The organism is Rhodococcus sp. CX (assembly GCF_015865005.1).
Lineage (GTDB): Bacteria > Actinomycetota > Actinomycetes > Mycobacteriales > Mycobacteriaceae > Rhodococcus.
Window position 1 is genome coordinate 7,418 of record NZ_JADZGH010000100.1, and the last position, 11,797, is coordinate 19,214.

The 11,797-nt window shown below is 63.2% G+C and carries 7 protein-coding genes and 2 pseudogenes; 6 read left to right on the forward strand and 3 right to left on the reverse strand.

All coding sequences use genetic code 11. The features are described from left to right. Positions 1 to 668: 668 nt before the first annotated feature. From I0Q12_RS11025 to I0Q12_RS11050, 6 genes and pseudogenes are all read left to right on the forward strand, one after another. Complete coding sequence (locus I0Q12_RS11025; protein ID WP_231610438.1) at positions 669 to 1,073, forward strand: hypothetical protein; 405 nt, start codon at positions 669 to 671, stop codon at positions 1,071 to 1,073. Positions 1,074 to 1,086: 13 nt separating this feature from the next. Next, the gene (locus I0Q12_RS11030) at positions 1,087 to 1,653 is read left to right on the forward strand and encodes an HNH endonuclease signature motif containing protein (protein WP_231610439.1); all 567 of its coding nucleotides are present in this window, start codon (positions 1,087 to 1,089) and stop codon (positions 1,651 to 1,653) included. A 408-nt stretch (positions 1,654 to 2,061) separates the two neighbouring features. Further along, complete coding sequence (locus I0Q12_RS11035) at positions 2,062 to 3,495, forward strand: hypothetical protein (RefSeq protein WP_197251960.1); 1,434 nt, start codon at positions 2,062 to 2,064, stop codon at positions 3,493 to 3,495. 295 nt (positions 3,496 to 3,790) lie between these two features. Then, positions 3,791 to 4,168, forward strand: a complete 378-nt coding sequence (locus I0Q12_RS11040; protein ID WP_197251961.1) for a hypothetical protein — start codon at positions 3,791 to 3,793, stop codon at positions 4,166 to 4,168. Then, entirely contained in the window at positions 4,149 to 5,450 is a 1,302-nt protein-coding gene (locus I0Q12_RS11045) for a caspase family protein (protein ID WP_197251962.1), read from the forward strand. Before I0Q12_RS11040 ends, I0Q12_RS11045 begins: the two co-directional genes overlap by 20 nt. 310 nt (positions 5,451 to 5,760) lie before the next feature. Then, positions 5,761 to 6,840 (forward strand): annotated as a pseudogene (locus tag I0Q12_RS11050) (IS110 family transposase); the annotation flags it as partial. 211 nt (positions 6,841 to 7,051) lie between these two features. Here I0Q12_RS11050 and I0Q12_RS11055 read toward each other — a convergent pair. The 3 genes and pseudogenes from I0Q12_RS11055 to I0Q12_RS32600 all read right to left on the reverse strand — a co-directional run. Beyond that, positions 7,052 to 10,186: a type I restriction endonuclease subunit R gene (locus I0Q12_RS11055; RefSeq protein WP_197251963.1), complete on the reverse strand. Its 3,135-nt coding sequence runs from the start codon at positions 10,184 to 10,186 to the stop codon at positions 7,052 to 7,054. Then, positions 10,186 to 11,445, reverse strand: coding sequence for a restriction endonuclease subunit S (locus I0Q12_RS11060; RefSeq protein ID WP_307846173.1), 1,260 nt, complete (start codon positions 11,443 to 11,445; stop codon positions 10,186 to 10,188). Before I0Q12_RS11060 ends, I0Q12_RS11055 begins: the two co-directional genes overlap by 1 nt. Beyond that, a pseudogene (locus I0Q12_RS32600) lies at positions 11,442 to 11,797 on the reverse strand (SAM-dependent DNA methyltransferase); the annotation flags it as partial. The gene I0Q12_RS11060 and the pseudogene I0Q12_RS32600, both read right to left, overlap by 4 nt.

An 11,797-nucleotide genomic window follows, 5' to 3' on the forward strand; every position in this document is an offset into this window, starting at 1 on the left:
GTTCGTCGGCAGTGAACATCTCGAGGACCCACAGGCCGCTGCGTCTGGTCTGGGTCGATCACTGCTGGGGCGCTGCCCGCATCGAGCCGGGCTGCCGTGACCGTCTTTGGGATCGTGAAGCCCTTCTGTTCCGGTGTCGTCGGTGGGGCTGGATGCTCCGACGGTGCGTCTCGGGGACTCGCACGTGCCCTGCCGTCGAGGCACCCCTGCGCCGAGCCAGCAGCTCGTACTCTCGCAAGACCGGTACGTACGCCAACACCACCGCTGCCAGCAGCGGCACGACACCGAAAGTCCACAATCCTGTTCCTCTGACCCGCGGTGACACAGTCACAAGGACGGCCAGGGGCCTGCGATTGACCGTGCGGCCGAGGTCTGCCCACCATTCTCGGCGTTTGTCCCGGGCGAGCTGATCACGGTCAAGGACAACTTCAACAGTGGCAGAAGGATTTCCACCCGACATCCAGCGATCCTGGCTTCCCGGATCATCTCTGCCATCTCCGTCGGCTGGTTCCCCTCACTCGCTCGGCGCGTTGTGTCAGTGCCCTCTTGGCGAGCACGATCGATCTCAGGCCACCTGGCCCGACGGTGGAGCAGCCGCGGAGGCCGAAATTGAGTCTCTGGCGGCTCCGATCAACGGCGTTGCCGCGAAACTTGCGAAGCTCGACGCGGTGATCGAATCCCGCGAGGCGGCACCCCTGCGCAAGATCGAGAAGTTGGAGAAGGCTCGGGATCAGCGCATCCAGAAGATCCGGGACGAGTTCGCCGCCAAGATCGAGGCGGTGAAGGCCGAAGCCGAGGCGGCCGGCGCTCGGATGACGCCGGAAGAACAGGCCCAGGAATCCGCGCTGCTGCGTGACTACGCGCTCGCCATCGTCGAGTTCAGCAACAGCGCCTCGGCCGCCGAGCTTGCTCCCCTGTTGGGGGTCAGCACCCGCGAGGCGAAGAAGATCATCGAGCAGGCCAAGAGCGATCTGGAGGCCTCCGGCTCCGGCGCAGGCACACCGCCCTCGGCACCATCGCCGGCACCGACCGTGCCCGCCGACGACCGGCAGCCGGTGACGGTCGCATCGTGACGATGCGCCGATCATGAGCGACAGCGAGCCGTCCCTCGACATCGGTTTCCCGGAACTCGATGTCGAGTACGGTGCAGCGGATTCGTCCGGTCGATCCGATCGGGTGCGGGTGGTCGACAACTCGTTGATGCCGTCGGCGGCGAACATCGCGGCGTTCTGGGCGAAGGTCGTCAAGTCACCGACGTGTTGGTACTGGGTCGGGGCGATCAGTGCGCCCGACGGCTACGGCCGGCTCAACTTCCAACGCGAGAATCGGCAACGCACAGTGCTCGCGCACCGCTTCGCGGTGGAGCTGGTGCACGGGCCGCTCGAACCGAACGTGGTGTGCGAGCACAAGTGCAACGAGCCGTTGTGTGTGCGCGTGGGCCCCGATCATCTCGTGAAGTCGACGCACAGCGAGAACGTGCGCTACGCCATCGCACTCGGGCGACTGTCTGGGCATGCACTGTTCGACGGACAGGGACGTTCACGGTACGAGCGGTCCCTGGCGATCCGTGAGGCACTGCGCCACGGGTACGACGCAGACGCACTGCTCCACGCGAAGATCAATCCGGGGGACTCGCAGGGCACCTTGTTCTGATGAGGCCGGCCACCGGGTCGACGACGGGAAAGACACACGATGGAAGGTTCGCAGGTCGAGAAGCAGTTGTACGACGCGACGAAGCACTACTACCGACCAACCGACAGCGACGTCGCCGCGATCGTCGACGGCATGCCGGTCACGCGCCCGGCATCCGATCGGATCGACATCGCGTTTCCCCGGAGACCACCGACGCGCTGTGACTGCGGGCCGGCTGTGCGGGCCCCATGACGTTGCGAGGCCCCGGAACGACCTTCACCACCCTGCACGCCGATACGGAACACACGGCGGCGTCCTGACCCGGAACTACCGGCACACTGAACCTGCCCGCAAACCACATACGGGTGCTCGACAACAGCGACTGGTGGTGGCGATGGCACGGTCATCGGTCTCTGCTTAGATTCAGCGGTGGCTGTTCTCACCTACTCCGGCATCGGATCCGTGGTTACTTTCGACGATGTCGCGGGCACGGTGACGTTCGCTGATTCCCGCTGGGGTCTCCCTCGTCGTCAGCGGCTGGAATCAGCTTGGGTGGTTCCAGTCGGAGCCATCGAAGGAATCTCCTGGCGCGAAGCCACCTCTTCCAGGCCCGCCGAAATGCGGCTGCTGCTACGCGGTCGTGTCGGATACCACAAGAACAGCAGGGCAGACCCGAGCTATGTCGCCGGCCACGATCGGATCGGGGACTTCGTCGCTGCCATCAACTCGGCTGTCCAAACTGCCGAACCCATCTCCGATTTCGGTAAAGATCTGGAGGGCAGTGAGTACGGGACTGCGCCGCTGTCCATCAAGAAACGGATCGGGATCGGCGCGGTCGCGGTTGTTGCGGTTCTCGGCCTGGCCGGTAGCTGCCTCAACAACAATGTCGACACAGAAGCGACGGTGCCCAACTCCACGATTCCGAAGGCCTCGGCTGCATCGTCGCCGACCTTTGAGGAGGAGCCGGTCTGGACCGGCACAGTGCAACAGATCGTCGCCGCTTCAGGGGGTTCGGGGGGCGTACCGTCGATCATTATCGATGCTGCCGGCAGGCAACAGAGAATCGATCTTGCGAACATCCGCCCGTTCAATTGCGGCGATTACTCCTGGGCGGATTCACCGCCCGCCGTTGCGTTGTTCTCCCGGGTCCGTGAGCTTCTCCCGGTAGGTACACAGGTCCGTGCGGTACGCGACATGGTGTCATCCGTCTATCCCGGGGTGCCTCTTCCTACCGGAGCCTATGTCAGCGTGGTCACTGCCTCGACGCAGACGACAAGTGCTCCCGCCGCCACACCCACGAGTGCAAGCACTCCGGCACCGACCACGGTGAGCAGCACAACGACCAGCAGTCAGACCCCTACGCCCAGTGGGAGCGACTCGACAGAATCACCCGCTCCGGCCGCCGCGCCGGATGACACGATCAACGCCCTCCTCGTATCCGAAGGTGTCGCAGAACCGTCTCCGAGTGTTGACCTGTCTCCGTTCGCTACAGCACCCGTCGACGAACAGATCGCGAGCGCCAAGGACAGCCTCGGCAATGTGACGGCACGCAGGTACTGGCCTGGAATGTACGCGGCATTCGAGGCTGCCTGGGAAGGCCGCATCGGACGGCATGCCGAATGTCGAGCCCGTGACGACCGCCGGTTGCTCGAGCAGCAACAACAAGGAGAACTCGACCGTATTCGCCGCGGCCTTGACGGGGTCTACGGCACTGACGACGACGACCGCAACACCTACAAGTTCGACGACGACGGCAACTTGTATCTCGACACTCCCTACGTTCCCCCGACTCCCCACGTTCCCAGTACGAGTGGTGGTGGCGGCGGAGGCGGATTCAACCTGTGTCGCCGATGGTGGTGCTGATGCAAGCCGCATCAGCATCGAGGCGCCGACGTGCAACCGCCGTGACGGCACCGGGTGTTCATCGGCATCGACCGGCCGAGGCGATCCAGCCGACCGGACCACGATGTACCGGCATCGGTTTGGACACGAATACAGACCGTGCCGGCGCAGGGGACCAGGCAATCGGTCGACGTTTCAGGCCATCAACCACTCGAACAGGAACCTGTGCGTAATGTACGCCCGATCAGAGAGTGCCCCTTACGGGAGCCAGCGGACTAGAATGACTGAGCCCCACGTCGACACGGAGGGTCATCTCGTGACTGAGTTCCACCTGTCAATCGCCGGCTCGCAAGACGATGCCGAGGAGCTCCGCGACCTCTATGCGGCAATCCTCGATGACAACGAATTGAGGACCGCCCGAAAATCGGTCGTTCAGGGTGCCCCCAAGGAAGGCCAAATGGGCGCCGAAGACACCATCAGATTAGTGGTGGACAGCCCCGCTCTGTGGACAGCGGTGTCCAGCTGCGTTACAGCATGGCTGGCCACCCGCGAGTCCCGCCTCAGGCTCGTCGTCCACGCGATCAGATCATCCGAGATAGAAAGTGATGGGCATCGGGACGTCACATCCGCTGAAGTGAACCAAGCGCTGATCGAAGCGAGCGAAGGATCACGTGATGAGGCTGCCCGACAGTGAACTATCCCGAGCGATACTCATTGGCACGTCAACATACGCAGCGGAATCAGGGTTTGGATCCCTACCATCCGTTTCAAAGAATTTAATTGACCTGGAGTCATTTCTCGCAGATAATACAGGGCTTCGACATATCAAGGCCGTCTCAAACCCTCCGGACGCTAATGCAATCGTTGATGCGCTCGAAACCGCGATCGACGAAGCTTCGGATTTACTCCTGTTCTACTACGCTGGACATGGCGTTGCACCCGGCGGAGAATTAAAACTGACTCACAGTTCTTCAAGGCTGGATCGAGCGAAATATACGACTGTAGACTACTCTGCCATTCGCGAGGACATTCTTCGTTCACATGCAGCGATCAAGTTCGTTATCCTCGATTGCTGTTATAGCGGAGCCGCATTCGGCAGTGGGACCATGGCCGCTGGATCATCTGATCCAGGAATCGCCCTCGACGAATTGTCCGTGATCGAAGGTGCGTACGTTCTAACTGCAACAGACACTCGAACAAAATATGCAGAGTCGACCGGCCCTGGGGGGTGCACAGCCTTCACTGGAACACTATTAAAGGTACTCAAATCTGGCATTCCATCTGGGCACGAGCTCCTAACTATCGGCGAGGTATTCCCCATCCTCAAGTCTCAGCTCAGAAGCGCCAATAACCCCATTCCCAGAGCCAGAGGCGGTAACAGCGCATCAAGTTTGGCATTGACAAGGAACGCGCAGCAGTCGAAGCTCACCGCGAAGGCGAGCAGCACCCTCCCCGTCTCCATTCACACGCCCTCTTCAACTCGCTCCTATCGGGCAGCCGATGTAGCAATGCAGATGCTCCTCAACAATACTAAGGCCCACGCCGTAACCCGAGAGTTATCAGACCTTGAAATATCACGACCACGCCAGACCGTAAATGAGGCAATCAACCTTATCAATGAAATTACCTCTGGCGGATTACACACAGCGCCACCGCCTGAAAAAAAGATAGCACTGAAGTCGATCAGCGAGAAGCTGGATGCGGCAGGATGCACCGAGGGCGCGGTGGAGAATCTCAGCCTCGCACTACATATGAAGTGGAGGAGCGTTCACTCCGGGTATGAGAGACTGGGCGTCACAGAGTTCATACCGGGGTTTTTCTTCGGATTGGGCCTATTCTTTGCAGTTGTGCGCTTCCTTCAAGGGGATCCTTTACCGGCAACCGATTGGCTTTTGATCGTGCCCACCGGACTCCTATGGGCAGGACTATGGATCCTTAGATACCGATACAAGGTACGGTTCACTGAATTCACATAGATTCCAAGAGAACCCGACGCAACTACACCAATAAGGGATGTTATGTCAATCAGCGGTTGCTGATCGTTCTCCCCCCAACATATTTCGTTTCGTTCCGACCGTTTCAGATTCGCCTGACGGAGAATCCTGGCTAGGAAGATGACCCCGGTCGCCGACGGCGCGAATCCGGACGGCCGCACCGTGGCCAACGGCCGCCGCTCGGGCCCGAGTTGCACCAGATTAGACGATATGAGGGGCTGGGCTGGGGCCTCACTCACATGTGAACGTGGGTTGCCGGCAGGAATCGGGTCCTGGCCGGTAGAGCCACAAGATGTGGGAGGCCCCAGCGATGAATCAGCGTACGAGTATCGGATTGGACGTGCACGCACGATCGGTGGTCGCCTGCGGCCTCGCAGGTGACAACACCGGTGAGCTGTTCGAGCGCCGACTGACGCCCGCACACCACGAAATGATCGAGTGGATCCGGACCCTGCCCGGTCCGGTGGCAGTGACGTACGAGGCCGGCCCCACCGGCTACGGGCTCGCACGCTTCCTGGCAGCATCCGGCATCGAGTGTCTGGTGGCAGCACCGTCGACGCTGCAGCGTCCGCTGGGCGAGCGGGTCAAGACCGACACACGCGATGCGCGGCATCTGGCCCGACTGTTGCACCTGAAGGCAGATCTCCGCCGTAGCGGTGCCCAGCGTCGAGCAGGAGGCCGCCCGCGATCTGGTGCGGTCCCGCGAGGACTCCCGCCGCGACCTCATGGCGGCCCGACATCGGGTCTCGAAACTCCTGCTGCGACAAGGAATCCTCTACTCCGGCGGCCACGCGTGGACGAAGGTGCACGACACCTGGCTGCGCGCCCAGCGCTTCGACACCCCCGGACTGCAGCTGGCGTACGACAGTGCCTACGACGCCATGGTCGCAGCGGTGGAGCGGCGGGATCGCCTCGATGCGGCGATCGCCGCGATGGCCGAGAACAGCGACTACACCTCGGTGGTGACCCGGCTCGGCTGCCTGCGCGGAGTCTCCACGCTGACCGCGTTCGGGTTGGCTGTCGAGATCGGGGACTGGCACCGGCCTGAGCGGCCGATCGATCGGCGCCTATCTGGGGTTGGTGCCAACCGAATACTCGTCCGGGGCAAGCAGATCGCAGGGATCGATCACCAAGACCGGCAACGGCCACGCCCGGCGGTTGCTGATCGAGGCCGCCTGGCACCACCGACCACGGTACTGTCCCGGTGCGGATCTGCGGCGCCGTTGGGGACCAGGCGTCTCCGGCGGCTCGGGCCCGCGGGCAGCAGGCGAACCGGCGGTTGCACGCCCGCTGGGTCGAGTTCGACCTGCGTCGTAAACGCCCGGCAGTGGCGAACACCGCGATCGCCCGTGAACTCGCCGGCTGGTGTTGGTGGCCGTCGACCACCCTTGTCAGGGCCCGTCGTCATGCAGAAATCGTCTCGCCCCTCTGGCGTATCCGTGCCGGGTTCGGAGCGAACCGTCGTTTCGCTCTCGCGAATACAGCCTGACCGGAACGGCCGTCAGCTTGTCGTTCTCGATCGCAATGCCTCTACGTGGCTAGTTCCAACCTGTACCGCACAGTCCGCTTCCGGTGCCGGCTGCTCACACGGCCGTCTCCTGATCGATCGCTGCCTCGTAGAAGGCGTCCGCGAGCGCCGTGATGACAGCGCTGATGCTGGGGCCGTCGCTGAAGAAGTAGTCGGCCATGGTGTTGTGGGCCTCCTGGTTGTCGACGACCGCCTCGGTGACCGCCGCCTGGAAGTCCTGCGATTCCATGAACTGCTTCTTCGAGTTCACCTTGGTCTGATTGACCAGGTCCGGGTAGTCCAGCAGCCGCTGCACCAGTCCCTGCACGAACTCCCGGATCTGCGACTCGGTGAACGCCTCCGCGCCGAAGAGGTCGTTCATCTTGTCGATGACGACCTGCAGTGCGACGTACTTCGGCTCCTTCCGGGTGCCGGTGCCCGCCGCGCTGATGCCCTTGAGCTGACCGTCCCCGGTCAGCGAAATATCGACCGCCGTCGCCTTGGTGTGCTTGACCCCGACCAGGACCACGTCGGACAGATCGACCTCCGCCGCCCAGGAGGACTGCGAGATGACCCTTTCCAGCAACCGCAGAAAGATCGACAGCATCTCCATGTACGGGTCGCCGTAGTCGACGATCTGGCTCATGAAGTCGTAGAGCCGGACATACGTGGAGACGTCCTTACGGAACAGGTCGAGGGTATTGAGGGTGACCTTGTCGTCGGCCTCGAGCGCCGCCGCCTGGCGGCGCTCGAATTCGTGCTTGGGCTTGCCCATCGCAGACGACAGGGCGTTGTTGCCCTTGCGGGTGACCCACAGTTCGCCGACCTCGCGCACCTGCTCCCGCGTGTAGATCCCGGCCTGGGCGAGCTTGGTGGCCAGGTGCACCACGACGTACGGGTCGGTCTCGGTCTCGAGGGTGGCATTGGTGAAGTACGGCTCGAACGAAGCCCGGATGTCCTCGGGCTTGTTCACGAAGTCGATGACGAACGTCTTTCGCTTCTGCTCCCCGGACGCGGTGCGATGGGTGCGGTTGAGCCGGGACAGCGTCTGCACGGCGGTGACCCCGGAGAGCTTCTTGTCGACGTACATCGCCGAGAGCAGCGGCTGATCGAACCCGGTCTGGAACTTGTTGGCAACCAGCATGATCTTGTACGTCGCGCCCTTGAACGCCGCCGCCAGGTCCGAGCCGGCACCGGGGTTGAGGTTGGCCTCGGTGAACTCGTCGCCGCGGCTCGGCGCCGGCCCCCAGTCCGAGGTCCACTGCTCGTCCTCGGCCATCGTCACCGAGCCGGAGAAGGCGACCAGGGTGCGGTAGTTGTACGAGGCGTCCTCGGCGGCCCGCTTGGCGATGTAGGCGTCGATCGCCTTCTTGTACTTCACCGCGGCCTTGCGCGAGTCGGTCACCACCATCGCCTTCGCCTTGCCGTCGAGCAGGTGGGCGACGTTGGTGTGGAAGTGCTCGACGATGATCTGCACCTTCTGGCCGATGTTGGTCGGGTGCAGTTTCACCCACCGCATCAACCCTTTGCGTGCCGCGGACTCCTCCACCTCGCCGCCGTCGCCGCTCTCGGCCTGGCCGGCGATCTTCAGTGCGGTGTCGTAGGTCTGGTAGCCCTGGAGCACGTCGAGGATGTAGCCCTCCTCGATGGCCTGGCGCATCGAGTAGAGGTGGAACTCGACCGGTTTGCCGTCCGGGCCCGTGCGGCCGAACAGCTCGAGGGTCTTGTTCTTCGGGGTCGCGGTGAACGCGAGGTAGGAGATGTTCTCCGAGTCGGCGCGCTCGGTCATCTCCGCGGCCAGGATCGCCTCGACGTCGACCTCACCGCTCTCCTCGACCTCCTCGAGTTCCTCCGCGGTGAGCACGGCCTTGAGCTTGGAGGAGATCTGGCCGGACTGCGAGGAGTGCGCCTCGTCGGCGATCACCGCGAACCGCCGGCCCTTGAGCGAGGAATCCTTGCGGATCTCGTCGAGTGCGTGGGGAAAGGTCTGCACCGTCACCGCGATGATCAGCTCCCCATTCTTTAGCGCGGTCGCCAGCAGCCCGGATTTCGACTTCGCCCCGGCCTTGCGGACATCCTCCGGGCTGATCGTGGCCACGATCTTCCCGGAGCCGTCGATCTGCCGGATCGCCTCCTGCAGCTGCCCGTCGAGCACGGTGCGGTCCACCACCACGATCACCGAGTCGAAGACCTTCTCGTCGTTCACGTGCAGCCGGGCCAGCCGGTGCGCGGTCCAGGCGATGGTGTTCGTCTTGCCCGACCCGGCCGAGTGCTCGATCAGGTAGCGGCGGCCCACCCCCTCCTCGCGCACCGCGGTCACGATGTTGGTCACGGCCTCCCACTGGTGGAACCGCGGGAACAGCATGCTGGTGCGCCGCACCGACGTGCCGGTCGCGACGTCCCACTCTTCCCTGGTCTCCACGATCATCAGCCGGCCGATGATCTGCAGCCAGGCGTCCTTGTCCCAGACCCGCTCCCACAGGTACGCCGTCGCCGACCTACCGGCCTCACCCGGCGGGTTCCCCGCGCCGCCCTTGTGCCCCATGTTGAACGGCAGGAAGTGGGTTTTCTCGCCCTCGAGCCGGGTGGTCATCGCGGCCAGGTCGTTGGAGACCGCGAAGTGCACCAGCGCCCGGTGCCCGAACGACAGCAGCGGCTCGGGCCGGCCGTTGGTCAGCGGATGCCGGTCCTTGCGGTACTGGTTGATCGCCTCGTCGAGGGACTGGGTGAAATCGGTCTTGAGCTCCACGGTGGCGACCGGGAGCCCGTTGACGAAGAACACCAGGTCGATGCTGCGCTGGTCGGCGGTGGAGAAATGCACCTGCCGCATCACCCGCACCCGCATCGCCGCGTACTGGGCGTTGGTGGTCGCGTTCAGGCTGGTTTCGGGGCGGAACTGCGCCATCTTCAACCGGCCCCCGCCGATGTACTGCACCCCGTTGCGCAGGATGTTCAGTGTTCCGCCACCATGTTCGAGGGGCTTGTCGAGCGCAGTGGTCAGTACATCGAGGAACTTCGCCTCCGACCCCGCGGCCTTCATCGCCTTCTCGTACGCCGCCGGCTGGGTCTCCTGCAGCCAAGCGAACAGGTCCTCGGGGAACAGCGCCCGCTCCCGGTCATAGCCGGCGTCGTTCGCCGAGTACAGCCACCCGTGGGACTCCAGGTACGCGCAGATCTCGGACTCGAAAACGACCTCGTTATGATCGGCCATCACGCCGTCTCCCGTACGTCGATCTGCCCCGTCACCGCCGCCGTGATCAGCGCCGAACGACGCTCCTTCGAGAGCTCGATGAACCGCTCCGCCTCGGCGATCAACGTGTCGATCTTCGCGGTCTGTTCATCGAGGTACGCCGCAATCTGGCGCTGCTCATCGATCGGCGGCAGTGCGACACGCATCTGAGCAAGGTGCGTCGGGCCGAAGTGCTGGATCGTCGAGCCAGTCTTTAGCGAATCAACTTGGTCGATGAACTCTCCGGACACAACGAACCAGCGGATGAAGTCTTTGTGCATGCGACCAGACTTGATCCGGATGATCCCTGTATACGGCACCGCTCCGGCCGTCTCCTCAGTCACCTCGGAGACGGTCCCCATGCTTGCGCTCGCACTAATGAGCAGATCCCCGAGATCAACCCGGAAGTGTGACCATCGACGGGCAACGTCGTCGGGATCGAGATAGTTGCATCCTTCAAGCGTCGATCGAGCCGCTCGCACGCAACTCACCCGCAGAAGCGGAACGCCTTCGTCACGGAAGTCCGCAGCCATAATGCCCGGGCCCTCTTGGAACGAGATGGTGTAACGGAGGGGCATGACTTCCCAGTGCGCCGGAACTGGTCCAGCACCGGGGAGGCCTGAATCCTTGAGGACAACGGTCTCGTCGAGGCCCCGCGCCACAGCACTTGAGATCGCCGCGCCTCTCCGCTTACGAAGCATCTCGATCAGGCGCTGCTGTTCCTCGATGAGCATGTCGATGCGGGCGGTCTCGCAGTCGAGGTAGTCGGCGATGGCGCACTGCTGCTCGACTGGGGGCAGGGAAATCTCGATCGTCTTCATCTCGTCCCAATACAGGCGCCACTGGGACGGGCGGATGCCTGTGGAACGGAGGGCGTACTGGTCGATCAGGGGGCGCGAGCGGAGCAGACTATGGAGAAATCGGAGATCGTACTCGGGAACAGTTGGCCGAAGTACCTCGTAGTCCGGGCTGACGATGCCTTGGTACTTGGAAATTCCAAGCGAACCCTGCCACGCCTTCATCCGGTTCACGACAAGGTCGCCGGGCTGCACAAGCTGATAGTTGCTCAGATTATCGGGCGTCCGGTTGAAGTTGTCATTGCGACTGTCCTTCGGGACCACGCCGTGGTCACGGTAGACACTGAGGACCATCTTGTCCTCGTGTCCGCGGTCGGAGACCGGCTGGAGCAGCCAGCCGAGTCGGGTCCTCGTCCACGACTCGGCTACGACCGTCGTACTCACTTCTCGACCTCGCGCAGCAGGTCCAGGATCTTGGCGACTTGCTTTTCCAAGTCGGCGTCGATCTCGGCGAGGGGCCGCGGCGGAACGTACTTGTAGAAACGGCGGGTGAACGGGATCTCGTAGCCCGTCTTGACCTTGGCCCAGTCGATCCAGGCGTCGGGTACGTGCGGCTTCACCTCAGTGTCGAAGTATTCCTGGATGACCTCGGTCTTTCCCTCGGCACCGGCCGTGGAGCCGCCGTAGGTGAACGGGACGTTCTCGGTGTCGCGCTTCTTGGTGTCCGGCTTGGGCTTGCCCTTGCGGTCGACGACAGGGTTGCCGGACTCGTCGACGAGGGGACGCTCGACGGTGA